The organism is Kibdelosporangium philippinense, assembly GCF_021390435.2.
GTDB lineage: Bacteria > Actinomycetota > Actinomycetes > Mycobacteriales > Pseudonocardiaceae > Kibdelosporangium > Kibdelosporangium philippinense.
Genome location: NZ_JAJVCN010000003.1, coordinates 1568854 through 1587765 on the forward strand (window position 1 = coordinate 1568854; position 18912 = coordinate 1587765).

Below are 18912 nucleotides of genomic sequence, written 5' to 3' on the forward strand. Positions count from 1 at the left end.
GTCCGAAAGGTCACATGCTCGAGCGATGGCTGGGTTCTTATGGGGAGCGTTCGGGGTCGCGGTGGTGATCGTCGGTGCCGCGGCTGGGACGCATGCGTGGCTGATCCTGTTGGCGCGAGGTGGGGCGTCGGGGACCGAGTTCGTTCAGATGGTCCTGGCGCCGTTGTTCTTCACCGCCTACTTGATGACCTACGTCGGCGCGGTTTCCGGACTGATCTTGGCCTTCACGACCGATTCGCTGATCGCTCGCGTGCTGGCCGGAAGCATCGGCGGTGCCATGGCGGCCTTCGACGTGACGGTGCATGTCGTGCTGTACCGGAAACGGCGGCGCAGGCGTGAAATCAATCGGGTGCTCAGCAAGGACGAACTACTCGACCTGATCAAATCCCGCTCAGTCGACAGCTTCCGCAAGGAGACGGACGGCATCGTCCGGTTCACCTACGTCAACAACTGGGACGAGAACGAGGAAGTCATCTGGCGCCCATGCAAAGCGGACGGCGCGGGATACCCCGCCTACGTCGCCGCAGCAGACGACGTCCGACGGCGCTGCGGCCACACCATCTCGTACCGCGACGAAAACAACCCCGGCGAGCCTGGCCGATGGATCACCGTGGACGAGGCAATCACTCTGCTGCAAGCAAACGAGGTCAACACCTTTGGCTACGGCGAACCCTGGAACTTCAGTGACACGACGGCCAAGGGTGAGCCAACCGGCATCCGACTGCTGGACTATGGCTGGTTACGGCACCTCCACGTCAGCTCCACATTGGAGGCGACGATGATCCCAATAGCTCGCGAGGCCCAACGCCGCCATGGCAAGCCACAATTCAAGATCAATGGCCGCTGGGAGTACCTTCCCCGGACCTGAGCTGACCTCGGAGCGACATGTCCAAGCCGCGCACCAGTTCCCCCACCCGGCCGCGACCAGCCGGAGCAGCTGGGTAACGGGCCAGAACGCCGATCACGTTGGAGCCAGCCAGATCCCGGGCCTTCGCGATGTATGCGGCACCAACTTCATTGTCGTCACCAGCATCGAGCTCGAATGCCCTGGCAGCATGTCCAGCCGCGCCGAGGATGTGCAGGACCTGCGTCGCTTTCGCCAGTGGATGAAGGAATGCCCCACTGGCCGCGGCGAGGGCAGCCCGGGCGGCTTCACCAGCCGCAGCCTGCCCCGCGTCGCGGGCCTGTTGATACGCCCGTTGCGCAGCCCAGGCATTGTCCCGGACCACCTTGGTCCGCTTGGCTCCGTCCACGAACGCCTGCGCGACTTCGATCGCGGCTCGTGGCCGCGGGTCGTCTGGACAGTCGCGTTCGAAGATCGCCAACGCGGGCTCCGCACAGGCCACTGCAAAGCCCGTGACCGCCCGCAGCTCAGCCATGCTGAGCTCGGTCGCCAACGTCATACCAGTGAACCGTATCGTTGAACCTCCGGTTGAAACTTCCCGGTTTCAGGGCTCAAGTCCGTGAGCTCGCAGGAAGCGTGCGCGCTGTACGGTCTCGAACTGCTTGGCGGCTTCCGCGGTGATCGGAACGGCCTCACTGGCAAGCTGGCGTAGGCCGATCCGGTATCTCCAGGTGGACCCATCCCACCGGAAGGCATGCGTGTACTCCTGCTCAACCCCTCCGAATTCACGAATCACGGTCAGCGGGTCGTCAACGGGATGGCCGGCATCCACGATCGCGAAGTAGTTGTACTCCGCGACCGACGGATCATGACGTTCCTCGGCCCATACCCGTTCTTGCTGGACCCCTTCGAACCGATCCGCCGCCACCATGTCGACAGCGATCACCTCGAACGGCTCGGACTCGGCACCGACGCTGATCCGGTACGTCAGGTCGGACGGCACCCAGTCGAGCCTCTTGGCGAACCTCTCCTCGTGCGTCTGACCGTCCTGCCCATCCCATTGGCGGACAACAGCATGAGGGTTGTCTAGTGAGTCGTGAGCACCCACAACGGCGAAATACCTGTACTCTCGGCCCAACTCCTGATCGCGCAGACGACGGGCGTGCCGCTCGCGTTCGGCTTGTACCAAACCGAATTTCCGAACCATGTCCAGCGAAATCGGCACCGCGATATCACTTGCCTGCCCCGACCTCATGTGCGACACCAAGTCAGACGGTACCCATTCGCGCGCACTCGAGTACATCTCCTCGTGCGTATCGCCATCCTGAGTGGCCCACTCGCGGACAACCATCAACGGGTCGTCCGCGAGGGTGTACTCACCGCCCAGAACGGCGTAGTACCGGTACTGCCGCGACTTCAGCTCGCGCTCCCGCTCCCGCTCGAGCCGGACTCGGTCAGCTTGAATCGACTCGAACCGCGTCGCGGCTTCCGCGGAGATCGGCACGGCATCGGAAATGTCCCGGCCGGAGCCGATGCGGTACAGGATGTTGGACCGCACCCACTCGAGATCCGTCGAGAACATTTCCTCGCTGGTGTCGCCACCAGCCGCGTCCCATTCGCGAACGACCACGCTTGGACTGTCGACGGTCCGTTGAGGGCCGACGATCGCGTAGTACCGGTACTGCCGAGGCATTCGAATCCTTAACTAGTCCTTATACTTGTCGAACGCTATAATGTCCAGCACACCAGCAGGATATGTCACTTGCTTGAAATAGCTTTCACTTATGGCCTTCAGTTCAGCAATCTTCTGAGCGTTAGCCTTGATCATTCACGTGGGTGACGTGTCCGCCTGTGCCGGTTCGGATGTTGATCTTGAGTTGGTTGCTGTGTGGTGATGGTCAGGGTTCGAGCCCGGCCGCCGGTGTTGGCTGGGCGCCGGGTTGGGGGGCGGGCCTTTCAGGTCGAGGGGCAGGGACAGGGGTCATCGAGTTGGTGGTGGCAGGGCCAGCGCTGCCCGGAGGCAGGCGGCGAGAGGGTCGGCCCAGGGCCAGGTTTCCGGGATTTTGATCTTGCGTTTGCGTTGGCCGCGGACGATGCGGGCGGCGGTGTGCAGTAGCCGGTAGCGCAGGGTTTTGGGTTCGGCTTTGGCGAGGGTGCCCTCAAGGCAGAGCAGGCGCAGCCAGGCGAGCAGGTCGATGGCGATGGTGGCGGCCAGACACCAGGCCCGGTTGATCTCGATCTTGGTGGAGGGCAGGTGACCGAGGCCGGTTTGCTTGCCGCAGCGGACGTGGTCCTCGACTCGGGCGTGCGGGCGGTGACGGGCTTCCAGGAACTGGACGGTGGCGCCCGAACCGCTGCCCGGGGTGTTGGTGGCCACCAGTTGGTAGCGCCAGCCGTCGGCTTCTTCGAACAGGGACAACTGTGCGCCGGGGTGGGGTTTCTCACGACGACAGATGATCCGCAGATCGGCCGGCCAGTTCTCCAGTTGGTCCCCGTCGGGGTGGTGACGTAGTAGCGCGGTCAGTTCCACCACGCCGGCTTTGTCCAGCGGCCGAGGATCGCCGTGGTGATCGAGCACTGCCTGCCATGCCTTCGCGGGGACACGGCCGATCGCGGCTCGTTCCCGCGCACCGAGTTCCCAGCCGACGCTGTAGTGCGCCTGCCTGCCTGGCTTGGCGTTCAGCGCGGTGATGTACTTGATGAGACCGTGGGAGGCGCCCGCGCCGTCCACGGTGACTAGAAGGTTCCTTCGATGTTTCGCCGGGATCTGGGCGATCGCGGCGTCGAGGACCTCGAGGTGATCAGCTGTCGTGTTGGATCCGGCGCTTCCTGTGCGCAGCAACAGGGCCAGCGATTCGCCGGTGTTGTCACACATGGCCAGCAGCGGATGATGACCGAAGCTGCCCTTGTAGGTTCCCGCGGCGAGTTGTTTGTCCGAGTGCGCGATCACCAGCGAACCATCCAACCGGACCACCACGGTCGTGCCCAGATCACGGTCGGCCACCCGCGACGGCGGAATCCGGCCGTGCCGTCGCTCGATCAACGACCACACATGCTCGCGGATCCGGGCACGCACACGGGCGATCTTGTTGCGCTGCACCTGACCGACCGCGTCCAACGTGCGCCACAACGTCGGATCTGAGGCGACCGGCCCGAACAGTTCGGCCTGATCGCGCAGGACAGCCAGATCCGACAGGACCCGCCCGCCGTCAGCGATCAACACCGCGGTGTCGGCGAACACCCGGCCACGGTCATGCACCGGCATGAACCCACGCCGCGCCATCGCCCGCGACAAGCCTTCCGTCAACCCGGTGCGGTCGGCCAGCAACCGCACCGCCGCGGTCCCGGCATGACTGACCACGCCACGCCCACCGACTTCTACCGCCAGATCCCGCGACCACCCAGTAACATCCACGTCGAAAGTGCTCCAGAGCTTCATGGGTAAGAACAGGCATTAGCAACCTCATCTTCCCAGCTCAGGAGCACTTTTCCCTGTTCCGACACGGCGCCCGAATCAAGATCGCCATGAATACTCAGGGTTAGCCGGATCATTTTCATCAAGCACCCGTCGCTGGTTGTAGTAGGGATGCTCATCCGTCTTGGCCCACAGACTCATCGGCGTGTGGAACTGGACCTCGAAACGCAGCACCCGCCCGCCACCTAGTGATCTTTGGTCGCAGGCTTCTTCACATCTGTGTCAAGTTTCAGGCTGCGGGTGTGAGCCGGGCCCGGTCGGCATAGCTGTCGACGTGGCGGTCAAGTGTGCGTAGGGCTTGGCGTAATTCGGGCGGGGCCTGGGGCAGGGCAATAGCAAAGTCGTTGTTGCTGTTCAGGGGGTAGATGCGGCCAGGAGCGGGAGGATTCTCATGCGGTCGGCGGCGATCCATTCCAGGGTGCGTTTGATCTCGGTGAGTCCAGCCAGGCGGATCAGGCCGATGGCCAGATTGCGGAGCATGGCCATGGCGTGAGCACCGTTGCCGGTGTAGGCGTGCTGGTGGTCCTCAGCGAACACGACGTCGCGGACCCAGTGGATTTTGTTCTCGATGCCCCACTGACCCCGTACCAGGCCACCAATGTCCCGAGCGGACGCTCGCTCGGTGTTCAGGCTGGTCACGCCGTATGCGATCTCTTTGTGGACGCGTTGCCCGGCGAGGTTGAACACGTCCCGGCGGATGCGGAAGACCTGGGCGGCATGAGGGAAATCGACGCCCTCGGCGACGGTCGCCCAGATGGCCCGGCGGGTGATCCGCCCGTGGCTGCGCTCGTCGTCCACATGGTCCTCCGACCCTGGGGCAGCAGGCGGCAGCAGGGCTTGGACCTGGGCCAACAGGGTCGGCTGGTTGCCTTTGACAGCAAGCACGTAGTCCGCCTGCTTGTCGGACACCAGGTGCCGCGCGGTGTCGCGCTGGGTGTGCGCGGCATCGGCCGTGACCACCGCACCCGCCAGATCCATACCCGTGAGCAACGACTTGACCTGCGTGGTCTCGGTCGTCTCGTCGGGGACCCGGATCTGCGAGATGACCACCGCCTGGCCGTGACGCATCGCCGAGAACAGGCGCACACCACCGGAATTACGCACGGCCTTGCCGTCGATGGCCACCCCGTCGAAGCCAGCACAGCCGTCGTCGCCGGCCAGGGCCATCGCTCGATCAGCCAGCCAGTGGCACACCAGCCTGTCGGCGGCCTCGGCGTCCACCGACTCGACCACCCGGCGGATCGTGTCCGCGCTCGGCGCCACACGCCGTCCCGATAGGACGCTCCGCCGCGCCCCGACCAGCTCCAGCAACTCCTGCGGCAAGTCCTCGGCCCGGTCACCGGCCTCCCGGTAGTTCTTCGCCCCCGCCAATACCGCCAGCACCGTCACGGCCAGCACCGTGGCGATGTGATGCCGAATCCCCCGGCGTTTACGGGGATCGGCGACCTTGCCCAGCAACGCGACCAAGTCGGCTAGCTCAGCCGAGCCCATCATGACCGACGCATCGACGGGTACGCAGACGGCATGCGACACTGACACCAGCGGCCTTTCGACAGACGATCAAGAGCGTGAGAACTCACATCGTCCCATCGAAGGGCCGCATCTCCTTACCCACCAGGGAAAACCTCACCCCGCCCCACCACTCCCAAGATCAACCGACTTTGCTTTAGCCCTGGGGCCTGGGGTTGGCTGGCAGCGGTGAGCGGGACGAGCAGCCGGTTGTAGATCTTGGTGTAGAACACGGCGATGCGCAGGCCGTCCTCGGTGAGGACATAGCGGTTGCTGTGTGGCAGGCGGCGGATGAGTCCAGCCAGGCGCAGCCGGCGCAGGTCGTAGGTCATCTGTCCGGGGCGGTAGTCGCTGCCGAGCAGCCCGGCGATCAAGACACGCAGGTTCTTGTTGGTGAAGCCGGTTGCCGCGAGCAGGGTGTGACACAGCGCGCCGGTCAGGGCCATGACCCGAGGATCGCCGAACCGTAGGGCCGGGGTCCTGCGCCCCTCCGCGTCCACGGAGGGGTGTGCGATCCGCTCAAAGGCTGGACTCGCAAGGACGCAACCCTGACCGACACGTTCAGCATCCAGGATTCGCTGGTTGCAGGCACGGGCTTTCGCTGAGAGTTCCTCCAGATTGGGCAGCCGGGCATTGCAGCCCAGATCCCGTGGGGCGTTGACGACGGTTTCGATGCGCATCGCCCGGCCGTCTTTGAGGTACTGCTTGATCCGGGAGTGCTTGTAGAACACGTTCACCAGCACCCCGCCGTTGTCCCGGCGATCGATCGCGGTGCGAAACGTCCCCTGGGTGTCGCGCCGGACCCGCCGGTTGAAGATGATCTCGATGTTGTGCGGGCGGCCGAGATCGAGGTTGTCGGCGATGAGCGCCTCGAAGAACCCGCGGGCATGCCGGGGTGCGTCGAACACGATCGTGCGGGAGGTCTCGATCTGCCGCATCGAGGTCTCCCACCAGTACCCGGCGTCCCGATCGGTGGTGGTGAACGGCAGTGGCAGCCGCGCGAACCAGCGTTGCAGGAAGACATTGATCACGCCGGGGCCGAGCCGGTCACAGATCGCTTGCAACACCACCGGATCGTCGGTGGCCGCGAACCCGTTGGACAGTGCGGTGAACCCGATCCCGGCCCGCTCGGCCTGACACTTGGCCCACTCGTGCCCGTTGAGCCACACCTTGGCCGGATAAGGAAAGTAGGTGCATACCTTGATGAACGCCGGACCGAAGTCGATGTCCCACAGGTAAAAGTAGTAACAGGACACCCGCCGGTCGGTCTTGGTGAACCACCACTGCACCGCCCCGGCCGGGCTTTGGCGCTCGTAGGCGGTCCAGACTCGCTGGAACTCTTGTGCCACCCCGATCGCCGCGACACCGGACCGGCCAGTCGCGGCCTGACGATCCAGGTGTGGACGCATCAACTCCAGCTTGCCGCCCACGTCGTTCTTGCCGAACTTCACCCACGGGATGTCGTTGGCCTCGGCGAAATCCGACACCGCCCGGCGGAACCGGTCACCCAACTGCTTGAACAACGCCGGAGACGGGAACGGATATCCAAGTGACCCGACAGGAACGCCACCACCTGCGCGCTGGTCTGCAGCTTCGGCACGTAGGCGTTGAGATAGATCCGGTCCAGACACTGGATGTCCAACGCGACATGCCCGTCGAGCACGTCGTTGACCGTCACCACATGCGCGCCCATGACCCGCCTCCGTCACCATGGCTACGCAGGCGAGCATGCTCCAACCCACAGCGGCTATACCAGACCAGCCACCCGCTCGGCGGTCCGAGGCGAGGCCTCACTACTACGGCAACCGCACAGTGTGATCATCGGCGGTGGGGCGTGATCATGAAGACGGCCACCGCGTGATCAACTTCAAGGTGTGTTGGATCTCGAAGAAGACGCGGTGGCCGCGTCAGAGACTGTAGTTGATGATCGCCTGGCCCGGTGGCAGGCCGGGTTTGATGACATGTTCGCGCTGGTCGCGGGCCGTTTCGCGCAGGCCGACTCGCGGCGACGGGCCCGGATGTACCTGCTTGGGCTGCTCTCGGGTGCCGAGCGGAAAAACTCCTGGACGCTGGCCGAGCAGGCTGGCGACCTGACTCCCGATGGCATGCAGCGGCTGCTGAACTTCTACCGCTGGGACGCCGAGGCGGTCCGTGATGATCTGCGTGGGTACGTGCTGGAGCACCTGGGTGACCCGAGCGGTATCGCGGTGGCGGACGAGACTGGTTTCCTGAAGAAGGGAACCAAATCCGCCGGGGTTCAACGCCAGTATTCCGGCACTGCCGGGCGGATCGAGAACTGCCAGCTCGGCGTGTTTCTGACCTATACCTCGAGCAAGGGTCGGGCATTGATCGACCGCGAGCTCTACCTGCCGGCGTCGTGGACGGGTGACCGGGAACGCTGTCAGGAAGCCGGAATCGGCGCCGAGGTCGAGTTCGCGACCAAACCCATGCTGGCCCAGAACATGCTCGAGCGCCTGCTGAACACAGGTGTCGAGGTGGGCTGGTTCACCGCCGACGAGGCCTACGGCGACAACCCTGGACTGCGGGCATGGCTGGAAGAGGTCAACCTCAACTACGTCATGGCCGTCTCCTGTGACCAGCACTTCATCACCCCGAAAGAGTCTGTGCGGGCCGACGAACTGGTCCGCAGCGCGCCCCGCAAGGGCTGGCAGCGCCTGTCGGCCGGGCTGGGCAGCAAGGGCCACCGCCTGTATGACTGGCTACTGGTGGACCCCGGAGCAGATGAGCACCTGTTGCTGGTTCGCCGTTCGATCAGCAAGCCCACCGAGCTGGCCTACTACATCTGCCACACCCATCACCCGGTGCCGCTGGCCGAACTCGTCCGCGTCGCCGGATCCCGTTGGGGTGTCGAGGAAACCTTCCAGTTCGCCAAGAACGAGACCGGGCTCGATCATTACCAAGTTCGTAAGTACCACGCCTGGTATCGGCATATCACCCTGTCCATGCTCGCGGCCGCGTTCCTCGCTGTCACCGCCTACGCTGAACGGTTACGCGACGAAAAAGGGGCACCAGAGCCGACACGGCGTGCCTGATTCCACTGTCCTGCAACGAAATCAGGCGTCTGTGGGCCGCGTTGACCCACCCTGCGCACGCTGAGGCGCACATCGCACACTGGTCAGACTGGCGACGACGACGTCAAACCCAAGCCCGTCACAGCCACTACCAGCGACAACGCATCAAACATCCCAGACTGCCGTTGCCGTACTAGTTGCAACTCCCAAGTATCGTTGATGCCGCGATACCTTTGAAAGTTGGTCAGGTTGGATTTCCACGCGTTCTTCACAACTGCATGCTCGTACAGTGAGGTAATCTCACCAAGATTCTGGTTCGTTTGTTGAGCCGCGAAGCTGCTCGGACGAGCGCTGGTCGATGTGCTGGGGAGTGGTGAGACCCGGGGAAAGATGGGCGGGGAGCCCTTGGTAGAACTGGATTGCGAAGATCAAGTCCGGACCAGAAGGCTCCCCGTGATTGCGTATCGTGCCATGCTCGATGTCCCGCGTGAACTGGCCCTCTACCTCAGCCGGCTGCTGCACGCCGAACGCCGCCGACGCGGCACCCGCAAGAACAGCAGGGCGTTGACCTGCTTTCGCCACGCGGTGCTGGGCCTGCGCTGGTTCCGGCAGAACACCGACGTCCCCGCCCTGGCTCGCGATCACGGCATCTCCCGCGCCACCGGCTACCGCTACTTGGATGAGGTCGTCATCGTGCTCGCCGAGCAGGCGCCGGACCTGCATGAGGCCCTGCAGCGGGCCAAGGATGAGGGCACGGCCTACGTGATCCTCGATGGAAAGGTCTTCTCCGCCGATCGCTGTAGCGAGAAAACGTTGAGCGTGAAAGGCGAGCCGATCGACCTGTGGTACTCCGGCAAAGCCCGCGAGCACGGCGGCAACATCCAAGCGCTGTGCGCGCCGGACGGTTTTCCGTGGTGGGTCTCGGATGTCGAGCCCGGTTCACTCCATGACTTGACCGTGGCGCGCGAGCATGTGCTGGGTGCGCTGTACTGGGCCGCCTCGCACCTTGATCTGCCGACGCTGGCCGATGGCGGCTACGACGGTGCCGGCATCGGCGTGCACACCCCGGTCAAACAGCCTGCCGATGGCCAGGTCCTCGACGTGGACACCCGCACACGCAACGCTCTGCTGCGTGGCCTGCGGTGTCTGGGCGAACGTGGTTTCGCCCTACTCACCGGACGCTGGCGCAGCCTGCGGCATCTCACCGCCAGCCCCAGCAAGATCGGCGACATCGTCAAAGCCGCCCTTGTCCTCACGCATTTCGAACACGGCAAGATCGCGTGAAAGTCGCTGAGATCACCTCAGTGGGCCTTTCATAAGCTTGACAGCCTCGCGATAGCCTGCCGTGTAGACATTTTCAGGCAACGTGATCGTAAATCGGAGCGAATCGTTCATTTTGATGAGCGCCTTTTCAAGACTGCCCTCACCCTTGATCTCAGTCGCCAGCTTACGCTTGAGCGAGTCGTCTTCCTTGAGCATGTGTTCCCATCCAGCCTTGTCAGCTTCTGGGAACTGCTTCTGCAGTTTACCAAGGACGTCGAGTATCTTGTCCGAAACGTCTTTCTTCTTGGCCTTGGCGTCGTCGATGAGACGATTGGCCGCCGCGAGCTCCTGCTCGGTCAGCGTGAACCATTCGCCTTCGTCGTAGCCCTTCCAGCCGTTGGGCGGCAACTCCGGTTCCTTGGGATCGGTGCCGGGTGGAGGGGTGCAGGAGTTCGCCGACCGGCAGGCATCGCCGGGTTTGGGCTGCTCGATCTTGATGGTGGCGCCGTCGATCCTGGCCACACCGTTCTCGATCCGAACCGTGCCGCCTTCAAGGCGAACGATCGAACCTTCCAGTCTGGACAGATCGCCGTCGATCCGTGCGGTGCTCGGAGAAACTCGGTAAAGCACGCCGTCGACGTCGACGTGGCCACCGTCCAGCTTGGCAACACCGTTCTCGATGCGCACAGTGAGTCCGCTGATGTCGGCAACGGCACCAGGCAGCTTGTCGGGCATGCCGGGGGTGAGGCGGACGACTAGCCTTTCGATCCTCGCGATTCCGTTGGCGAGTTTGGTGGAAACCTTGGCCACAGCTGAGGCCAAGGTCTGTAGCACCTTCAGCAGTGCCGTGCTACCGCCACTCCCTGCCGACAAAGCGAGCGAGGCAACGTCGAAGAGAGTCAGGCCGAACGCCATGCCAGGGTTCTCGTGCCACACATCCAAATGGATGAGGTGGTACGGATTCTTGAGCAGTTCCCTGAACCCGTCGGCGATCTGACGGCAAGCCGCGTTGTTCAGATCGGTGATGGCACCTACCGCGCAGGTGCCCATCTGGATCATGCCTTCGACGGTGCCCTTGAGCCCTTCCGCGAAGCCAAGGGCGGCTTGGTGGAGGAACTCGCCGATCTTCTTTGTCGACTCCCGCCACTGTGCGCACGCGGATTCCGAACCGACACCGCATTTGATCATGTCGTCGACGTAGTTGCCGTACGCGACCGCGCCCTCGAAGATCTTCTTGTCGATCTTCCTCTTGAGTTCCATACATTGCGGGGTGTATCTCGAGACCTTGCACAAGATCAAGCCGATGATGCCATCCCGGAACTGCTTGTTCAGCTCCGCATCTTTGCGTGCGGCGTCCTGCGCCATCCGCTCGGCCTCGGCTTCCGCCGCCCTGCGGTCCTTGATGAAGGTATTGAGGTGGTCGTTGACTTGCTTGCCGAAGTTGTGAATCGACTCAGTGGTCCTCTTCGCCAACTCGTGGATCGCCTCGGCTGCCGTCGCAGCCTGGTTGGCAACCTCGGCCGCAGCGGTGGCTGATGCGGCCGCGTGCCCGGCCAGTCTCGCGTCGGCCTGTGCCGACACGGACGACTGCCCCGCATTGCGGGCCGCGATGTGTGCGCCTTGAGCATGCTGGGCGGCGGAGTTGGCGGCGTCGTTCGCACTGACCGCGGATTGCGCTGCTTGCTTTGCCGACTCGGCCGCACGAGCAGCCGCTTCGTACCCGGGCTTGATTTCGTTGACCGCGGTTTCCGCTGCTTGCCTTGCCTGTTTCGCTGCCTCGGTGGCCTCGTCGGCCTTCTCACGTGCCGCCTTGGCCTGCTGTTCGCTGATCATCAGTGCGTCGGCGACCACTTCCATGGCGCGACGAGCGTCAGCGTTGATGCCGGCGTACGCCTTCGCAATGAGGTTCGCCATCTTGGCCGGATCCACAACCTGCGCGGCCGAGGCGGTCGCCGCGTCGGCCGCCCGGGTGGCCACGTCGGCCTGGAACGTCGCCTGGTTGGCCTCGGACACCGCGGCTTCAGCCTCTTGCTGGGTCCGTTCCGCGGACGCCAAGGCCTCGTTCGCGACGTTGGCTGCTTCCATGGCAAGCCGGTTCGCTTCATCAGCCGCCCGGCGAGCGGTGACCGCTTCCCGCTCCGCCTGAATCGCAGCCTGCCGGGCACGCTGTGCCTCGGCTGCGGCCTTGGCTGCTTCGGACCGGGCGACTGCCGCGGCGTTGCGGGCACGAGCGGCCCAGGCAGCCGAAGCGTTCGCGTCCGACCGGGCTCGCTTTGCCGCGTCGGCGATGTCCTTGGTCGCCTCGTCGGCGTTCTTGCCTTCCTTTTCTGCCTTTTCGCGTGCCAGGTACAGCGCACGCTCGACCCGGTCGGCGTCCTCGACCCTCTGGATGGTGATGTTGGTCGCGGTCTGCAGTTCCACCGCCGTCGTCTGAACCGCGGTAGCCGCGTCGTCGGCGCGCGTCTTCGCCCTGACCGCGTCAGAGTTCGCCGCGACCGCCGAGTTGCTCTTCGCAATCGCGTTCGACGCCGCTGCCTGGGCGTTGATCCTGGCCGAACGCGCGTTCGCTGCGTGGGTGCGTGCATTGCGGGCGGCCTGCTCGGCGATGGCCTGCTGGGCCTTCGCTCGATCCCGCGCCTGGACCGCGATCTGTTCCTGAGTCTTCGCTGCCGCGGCCAACTGCGCGGCAGCCTGTTCCTGACGCTCGGCCTCAGCACGCCACTTCTTCGCGTTTTGCGCGTGCTCCAGAGCATTCGCGTTCGCGTCGAGTGCGAGGCTGTCAGCGAGTGTCGCCTCGGCGGCGTGCATCGACGTTTCCGTCGCTTTCGCGGCAGCCTCGGTCGCGTGGCCAAGCGCGATGGTGACCCTCGACCACTCCAACCCGTTGGTCATACCGGTGTTGATCAGGTTGGCTGCCGCGTTCTGCACCTGCGCGGTCGTAGTACGGGCGATATCGACCGCGCCTGCCGCCCACTCCGACTGTCGTTTTGCCTCGCCTACCTGCGCCTGGAGTTCTTGCGTACGGCCACGCTGGCCGTTTTTCCTGCCAGGCTTGTCCTCCTGCAGGATCTGGTCGGCCCGCTGGGCTGCCCTGGTACCAAACTGCATGGCGCGGGTCGCTTCTTCGAGCGACTTCACCGCTTGGATGTTGAAACGCAGGATCTCTGCCCGCGCGGTCGAGGCCGCTTCAGAACGCCTGGCCAGTTCGGTCAGCTCACGGATCGTCTTGTTCCGATCCTCAAGGGCTTTGACGATCTGGTCTTCGTAGTCGTGGTCGCGTTTGTTCGCTTCCGCGTAGCCGGTCTGGTAGAAGGCAAGAATCCGCTCGTAGTCGCCTGTGGCCAGTACGGCCTCGCCTTCGGTACGAACCGCTGGCCCGCCGCTGGCGACCATGCTCCGCTCCTGATCGAGCTGCAGGGCGTCCGCTCGCGACGCTGCCTCCAGGTCGTTGGTGACCTGGGTACGCCGGATCAGGGCGCACTCGCCAGTCACGCGCCCACCGAGATCCACGACTGTGCGCGCGGCCCCAAGCAGGTCTGGGAACTGATCGACAAAGGCCAGGGGCACTACCAGCTGATGAACATCGCCTCCCGGCGTTGCCTTGACACCGGCGGCGACGCGGTGATCCGTCAGGTTTCCTGCGCCGAGTTCCAGGGCCAGCGCTGGCAGTTCATCGCCAACCCAGCCGATGGCACCTTCCAGCTGCGCAACACCTTCTCCGGCTTGTTGCTCACCCCGCGAGACAGCGCCACCGGCAACGGGACGCTGGTCGAACACGTCGCCGACCTCAAGTCCGCCGACCAACTCTGGCGCATTATCGACCCGACCCACGTCGAGTCGACCGTGGCGGTGGAACCGGGTTTCGTCAAGCTCAAGGGCCTCCAGTCAGGCCATTGCATAGGCTACGAACGCTTCTCCGAGCCCAGCCTGGCTCCAATGGTCCTGGCCTCCTGCAGTGGCCCCAGCCCACTGCCACCGTCAGCTAGGTGGGAGCTGATCTCCGTCGGCGGCAAGCGGTACGCGCTGAAGAACACACGGTCCGGCCGTTGCCTTGACGTCAAGTACGGCTCCATCGACAACTACGCCCCACTGGTGCAGTTCGACTGCCACCTCCAGTCGAACGAGCAGTGGGTGTTCACCAAGGGAGAAAACGGGGCCGTCTTCCTGAAGAGCGTCCTCAGCGACAAGGTCGCCGACGTGTTCCACTCCCAGACGGCGCTCGGCTCGCAAATCATCCAGCACGACCGCAACGGCGGCCAGAACCAGCAGTGGCTGCTGGTGCGGTAGCCAGTCGTGAAGAGTGGGCTTTCCCAATGTCACAGGGAAAGCCCACTCTTGCTGTGCGCGCTCACCGTCGCCTCCGCGGTACGGATACGGCCATTGAGGTGACGATCGTCATTCAGGCTTGCCTGTAACGCGCCGCACATGCGAAGGTCCCATCGGCATCCGACTACCGGGGGGTAGACGGTCCATTGAGGACTATCGGTCAATTCTGAGTATGCAGGGGGTTCTGGTGTCTGCCAGATCGTCTCTTTTTGTCATGCGCGCTTTATCCGCGCTCACCATCGCATCCACTGTGGCTGGTGGGATAGCGGCGCCAGCCTTGGCTGCTCCCGCCTCCGCGTCCGTATCGTCCGCCGCGCAGGCCGACATCGACGCGAGGATCGCGGCCGCCGCCGAGCTGGGACTCGACCCGAGCCAGATACCGCTCGTGGGCAGCGACAAGAACTTCGTAATCTTCTTGTGGCAGAAGGCAAAGCCAGGAACTCACATCAAGGCGGCGGCCGAGCGGGCATTCACCGACCCCGATGAAGCCGCGAGCACGCTGTTCATCGTGGACGGCATCTTCAAGGCCAAGGCGCTCGACGTTGAAGAGATGAAAAGGAAGGCCGAACAAGATCGCCAGCGTTTGGCTGCCGCGGCTGAGATTGAATGGGTCAACGTCCCACAGGTACTGCTGGACGGCCCGAGCGAGAACTTCATCTTCAAGCTGTGGGAGAAGTCCGAGAACAGCAGTCACGTACAAGCCGCCGCGCGAGCGCTGTTCGCCGACGGCACGACTGAAGAGCAGCGTCAGACTTTCCTCGTCACCGGCATCTACGCCGCGTCCCGCGCGGACCGCATCCGCAAGATCGAGCAAGCCGAACAGGCTGAGCGGGAACGTCTTGAGCGGGAAGCGAATCTGAAAGCCAAGGCCAGCGCATGGTCCGCCGCGGTCGGCTCGGCGGTTCCCGAGGACATCAAGAACCTGCCTGACCGCGAGTTCATCCACGAGATCACCAAACGCGCACTGGGCGTTCAGGTCAAGGCGGCCGCACAGGCAGCATTCGACAAGCGTGACGATCCTTCCGCGTGGAAGGCGTTCATTTTCACCGGTGTCCACACCGCACACAAGGCGGACCTTGACGAACGCGACCGCTTGGAAGCCGTCAAAGCCGAGCAGGACGTTCGCAAGATCCTTGAAGCCGCTGAGAAAGACGGATTCCAGCCAACGGTGGCTACGGCCGCGCGTGCCGCACTGGCAGGCAGCATCGCCGACCGCAACGCATTCCTGACCCTCGGGTATCTCAATGCGATCAAGGTCGACCAGATCAAGCCGGCCGACAAGCTTGTGGTGGAACTACAAGGCGCTCGTTCACGTCGATGCGTCCAGGTTGCCGGTGAATTGGGTTCGCCGAACGAAGGTGCGCTCGCTGACCGTGCCCCCACTGAGTTGTGGGACTGCGAACGCGGCGCGAAGCAGGTTTGGGAGCTGGCGGCCGAGGGCAACGGCGAGTACTCGCTGCTGAACACCGCATCGAAGCTTTGCCTTGACACTCTCGATGGCACGATCATTCAGGCTGTCTGCACCGATATCCCTGACCAGCGCTGGAAGTTCGTCGAGAACCCGGCCGATGGGACCTTCCAGGTTCGCAATGTCGGCACCGGTACGTTCGTCACTCCGGCGAGCAGCGGCGTTGTCAACGGCACCCAGTTGGTTGAGGCGGTTGACCTCAAGTCGGCCGATCAGCTCTGGCGCATCATCGACGTGACCCACACCGAGTCGACCGTCAAGATGACGCCCGGTGTTGTCGAGATCAAGGGCGTCGCGTCCGGTCACTGCATGGGTGTCGCGCCGGGCCGCGAGCCCGATTTGGCTCCGGCTCGTTTGGTGTCCTGCCAGTTCGGACAGGGGCGCTGGGAGCTGGTTTCCCTCGGCGGCAAGCGGTATGCGTTGAAGAACGGCGCGGGTTTGTGCCTCGATGTCAAGTGGGGGTCGGTCGACGACTGGGCACCGCTTGTCCAGGCCAACTGTCACCTCGGTGGTACCGAGCAGTGGACGTTCACCAAGGGGGACAACGGTTCCTACATCCTGACGAGCGTGTTCTCCGGCAAGATCGCTGACGCGTTCAACAGCGGCACGGCACTCGGTACGCCGATCATTCAGTTCTGGGACAACGGCGGCGGCAACCAGCGTTGGCTGGTCCAGCCGGTCACTGCGTCCTAAGCAGACATGAAAGCGGGCTTTCCTAGCGAAAGCCCGCTTTTCGTTTGGTCAGACGTGGGTTCGGGAGTGCCACAGGGAGATGGCGAGTACCACTGCGACGAGAATTCCGGAGCTCATCAGCTGGACTCGGCCCGCGGAGTCCGTGAGCATCAGGAGCAGGATTCCGATCATCGCTATCAGGGCGGCCCACGTCAGGTACGGATAGGCCCACATCTTCACGGTCAGCGACGCGGGCTGCGTACTTTCGAGGACTCGGCGCAGCCGGAGTTGTGAGCAGGCGACCATGATCCAGACCAGCAACAGGACCGCGCCCACTGCGTTGAGCATGAAGTAGAAGAGCGTGTCCGGCCACACGATGTTCAGGACCACTGCGACAAAGCCGAATGCGACCGACGCCAGCACTGCCACGTATGGAACTTGGTTGCGATCGAGTCGTGTGACGGCACGGGGTGCTTTGCCGCGCTCGGCCAATGAGTAGATCATGCGGGCGCTGGCGTAGATGTTGGCGTTCAACGCGGACAGCAATGCCACCACCACGACCGCGTTCATGATCTGACTTGCCGCGGGGATTCCGATGTGGGTCAGTACGGCGGCAAACGGGCTTTCGCCTACGATGATTTGGTTCCATGGCACCAACGTGACCACTATCAGCATCGATCCTATGTAGAATGCGAAGATTCGCCATACTGCGGTTCGGACTGCGCGGCCGACGGCGTGTGCCGGGTTGTCTGATTCCGCCGCCGCGATTGTCACGACTTCAAGGCCGCCGAAGGCGAACACGATCGCCAGCAAGCCGGTGATCACGCCGGACCAGCCGTTGGGCAACAACTCGGTCAGGTTTGCCGTGCCGACAAAGTTTGTGCCGGGCAGAACGCCGAAGAAGGCGAGCAACCCAAGGGCGAGGAAGACGATGATCGCGGCGACTTTCAGCCAGGCGAACCAGAATTCGAACTCGCCGAAGTTTCCGACTGCCGCCAAGTTGACCACTGTGAACGCCGTCATGAAGATCAGCACGAGTGCCCACTGTGGAATCATCGGGAACCAGCCGTTGACGATCATCGCCGCCACGGTTGCTTCCATCGCCACGGCGACCATCAGACCCACCCAGTACAGCCAGCCGATGGTGAACCCGGCCCATGGGCCGTATGCGCGTTCGGCGTGCTCCGAGAATGAACCGCTTGACGGCAGGGCCGCGGCCATCTCGGCCATCATTCGCATGACGAGCACAGCGAGCAAACCGGCCAATAAGAAGGAGAACACTATACCGGGACCGGCTAAGGCGATACCGGCACTGGAACCGACGAACAGCCCCGACCCGATCACCCCGCCCATCGCGATCATGGTCAGGTGACGCTGGCGCAACCCGCCTGCCAGCCGTGGCGGTGAGGAAAGTTCGGTGGTCACAACGAGATCCCTTTCAGACACTGACGGCCATTGGTTGTCCTGATGCGATCGGCGGCGAGGAGATGCTTCACTTGTCCGTACGGATCGTCCGTGCCCATGGCGAACGGCCAGTCACTGCCGAGGACGATCTTGTCCGGGCCGAAGACAGCCATGGCGTGATCCACCTGCATCGGGTCATGGGCGAGACAGTCCACATAGACTCGACGGATCGCGACCGACGGCGGCTCGGTCAGCGGCTTGATGCCGGGGCGCGAGGTGTCGTAACCAAGTTGCCACCGGCCAATCATCGATGACACTGTCTCTCCACAATGGACCACAAGAACTCGAATCCCGGGATAGCGCGCGAGCACGTCGCCGAACACCAGCTGCGCCGCGGCCAATGCCGTCTCGGTCGGGTTACCCAGCAAATTGGACAGATAGAAGGCATTGAGCCGAGCGTCCGGCGATGCCCCAGGATGTAACAGGATCATCCGTCCGTCCCGGTCCAGCAAGCTCCACAATGGATCAAACCGAGGGTCGGCCAACGAGACGGATCGGCCACCAGCAGAGCCACACACGCCAACAACCGGCGACAATCGCAGCCGCGAATACTCGGCAACCGCGAGCGACGGATCCTCCAACGGGAGATACCCCAACGGCAGCAGCCGCGGATAGGCCTCGACGGTCGCGCACAACCCGTCGTTCAGCCTCCGTACCCATTCCGCGGCATCAGGCAGGTGCTGCTGGAAGAACGGTGGCGGCACCATCACCACGGCCTCGTCAAGTCCAGCCGTGTCCAGGTAACGCTCCAGCCTCAGGGGCTCGTACAACGCTCGCGGAACGTCGAACCCTGGCAGCTCAGGCGCCAGGTGGGTATGCAGATCGATTCCGGTCACCTGCCGGACCGTACGGTCGCTGA

General features: G+C 63.8%; 14 protein-coding genes and 1 pseudogene. 6 read left to right on the forward strand and 9 right to left on the reverse strand.

The genetic code is table 11. The features are described 5' to 3' along the window. Positions 1-25: 25 nt before the first annotated feature. Positions 26-868, forward strand: coding sequence for a hypothetical protein (locus LWC34_RS39530; protein WP_233730321.1), 843 nt, complete (start codon positions 26-28; stop codon positions 866-868). On the opposite strand, the gene LWC34_RS39535 is transcribed toward LWC34_RS39530, so the two are convergent. From LWC34_RS39535 to LWC34_RS39560, 6 genes are all read right to left on the reverse strand, one after another. Further along, the gene (locus LWC34_RS39535) at positions 834-1403 is read right to left on the reverse strand and encodes a putative immunity protein (RefSeq protein WP_233730322.1); all 570 of its coding nucleotides are present in this window, start codon (positions 1401-1403) and stop codon (positions 834-836) included. The two genes, LWC34_RS39530 and LWC34_RS39535, sit on opposite strands and share 35 nt — an antisense overlap. A 45-nt stretch (positions 1404-1448) precedes the next feature. Further along, a complete protein-coding gene (locus LWC34_RS39540; protein ID WP_233730323.1) occupies positions 1449-2537 on the reverse strand; it encodes a hypothetical protein in 1089 nt (362 codons plus the stop codon). Positions 2538-2825: 288 nt separating this feature from the next. Further along, on the reverse strand, positions 2826-4283 hold the full coding sequence (locus tag LWC34_RS39545) for an IS1380 family transposase (protein ID WP_233722402.1): 1458 nt from the start codon (positions 4281-4283) through the stop codon (positions 2826-2828). A 390-nt stretch (positions 4284-4673) separates the two neighbouring features. Next, a complete protein-coding gene (locus tag LWC34_RS39550; RefSeq protein WP_233722717.1) occupies positions 4674-5858 on the reverse strand; it encodes an ISAs1 family transposase in 1185 nt (394 codons plus the stop codon). Between the two features lie 68 nt (positions 5859-5926). After that, on the reverse strand, positions 5927-7351 hold the full coding sequence (locus LWC34_RS39555) for a hypothetical protein (protein ID WP_233730324.1): 1425 nt from the start codon (positions 7349-7351) through the stop codon (positions 5927-5929). After that, the gene (locus LWC34_RS39560; RefSeq protein ID WP_233730325.1) at positions 7276-7521 is read right to left on the reverse strand and encodes a hypothetical protein; all 246 of its coding nucleotides are present in this window, start codon (positions 7519-7521) and stop codon (positions 7276-7278) included. Before LWC34_RS39560 ends, LWC34_RS39555 begins: the two co-directional genes overlap by 76 nt. Positions 7522-7789: 268 nt before the next feature. Here LWC34_RS39560 and LWC34_RS39565 point away from each other — a divergent pair, with 268 nt between their 5' ends. Together LWC34_RS39565 and LWC34_RS39570 are read left to right on the forward strand one after the other, a co-directional pair. Beyond that, on the forward strand, positions 7790-8881 hold the full coding sequence (locus tag LWC34_RS39565; protein WP_372496528.1) for an IS701 family transposase: 1092 nt from the start codon (positions 7790-7792) through the stop codon (positions 8879-8881). A gap of 432 nt (positions 8882-9313) precedes the next feature. Then, positions 9314-10144 carry a transposase family protein gene (locus LWC34_RS39570; RefSeq protein ID WP_233722715.1) on the forward strand — a complete coding sequence of 277 codons (831 nt, stop codon included), beginning with the start codon at positions 9314-9316 and terminating at the stop codon, positions 10142-10144. A gap of 12 nt (positions 10145-10156) precedes the next feature. On the opposite strand, the gene LWC34_RS39575 is transcribed toward LWC34_RS39570, so the two are convergent. Next, positions 10157-13615, reverse strand: a complete 3459-nt coding sequence (locus LWC34_RS39575; protein WP_233730326.1) for a hypothetical protein — start codon at positions 13613-13615, stop codon at positions 10157-10159. On the opposite strand from LWC34_RS39575, the pseudogene LWC34_RS59070 reads away from it, so the two are divergent. The 3 genes and pseudogenes from LWC34_RS59070 to LWC34_RS39585 all read left to right on the forward strand — a co-directional run. Beyond that, positions 13580-13675: pseudogene (locus LWC34_RS59070) on the forward strand (hypothetical protein); the annotation flags it as partial. The gene LWC34_RS39575 and the pseudogene LWC34_RS59070 overlap by 36 nt on opposite strands. 24 nt (positions 13676-13699) lie before the next feature. After that, the gene (locus LWC34_RS39580; protein WP_233730327.1) at positions 13700-14410 is read left to right on the forward strand and encodes an RICIN domain-containing protein; all 711 of its coding nucleotides are present in this window, start codon (positions 13700-13702) and stop codon (positions 14408-14410) included. Between the two features lie 253 nt (positions 14411-14663). Next, positions 14664-16610 carry an RICIN domain-containing protein gene (locus tag LWC34_RS39585; protein ID WP_233730328.1) on the forward strand — a complete coding sequence of 649 codons (1947 nt, stop codon included), beginning with the start codon at positions 14664-14666 and terminating at the stop codon, positions 16608-16610. A 48-nt stretch (positions 16611-16658) separates the two neighbouring features. On the opposite strand, the gene LWC34_RS39590 is transcribed toward LWC34_RS39585, so the two are convergent. Both LWC34_RS39590 and LWC34_RS39595 read right to left on the reverse strand, forming a co-directional pair. Further along, positions 16659-18014 (reverse strand): amino acid permease, encoded by a 1356-nt coding sequence (locus tag LWC34_RS39590; protein WP_233730329.1) that lies wholly within the window; start codon positions 18012-18014, stop codon positions 16659-16661. After that, the gene (locus LWC34_RS39595) at positions 18011-18889 is read right to left on the reverse strand and encodes an amidohydrolase family protein (RefSeq protein ID WP_233730330.1); all 879 of its coding nucleotides are present in this window, start codon (positions 18887-18889) and stop codon (positions 18011-18013) included. The genes LWC34_RS39590 and LWC34_RS39595 overlap by 4 nt, the downstream gene beginning before the upstream one ends. Positions 18890-18912 lie beyond the last annotated feature (23 nt).

Excerpts from the sequence above, each read along its gene's own strand:
- LWC34_RS39535 (WP_233730322.1), bottom strand. The coding sequence starts at position 1,403 with ATGACGTTGGCGACCGAGCTCAGCATGGCTGAGCTGCGGGCGGTCACG.
- LWC34_RS39580 (WP_233730327.1), top strand. The coding sequence starts at position 13,700 with ATGAACATCGCCTCCCGGCGTTGCCTTGACACCGGCGGCGACGCGGTG.
- LWC34_RS39560 (WP_233730325.1), bottom strand. The coding sequence starts at position 7,521 with ATGGGCGCGCATGTGGTGACGGTCAACGACGTGCTCGACGGGCATGTC.
- LWC34_RS39530 (WP_233730321.1), top strand. The coding sequence starts at position 26 with ATGGCTGGGTTCTTATGGGGAGCGTTCGGGGTCGCGGTGGTGATCGTC.
- LWC34_RS39545 (WP_233722402.1), bottom strand. The coding sequence starts at position 4,283 with ATGAAGCTCTGGAGCACTTTCGACGTGGATGTTACTGGGTGGTCGCGG.
- LWC34_RS39565 (WP_372496528.1), top strand. The coding sequence starts at position 7,790 with ATGTTCGCGCTGGTCGCGGGCCGTTTCGCGCAGGCCGACTCGCGGCGA.
- LWC34_RS39540 (WP_233730323.1), bottom strand. The coding sequence starts at position 2,537 with ATGCCTCGGCAGTACCGGTACTACGCGATCGTCGGCCCTCAACGGACC.
- LWC34_RS39585 (WP_233730328.1), top strand. The coding sequence starts at position 14,664 with ATGCGCGCTTTATCCGCGCTCACCATCGCATCCACTGTGGCTGGTGGG.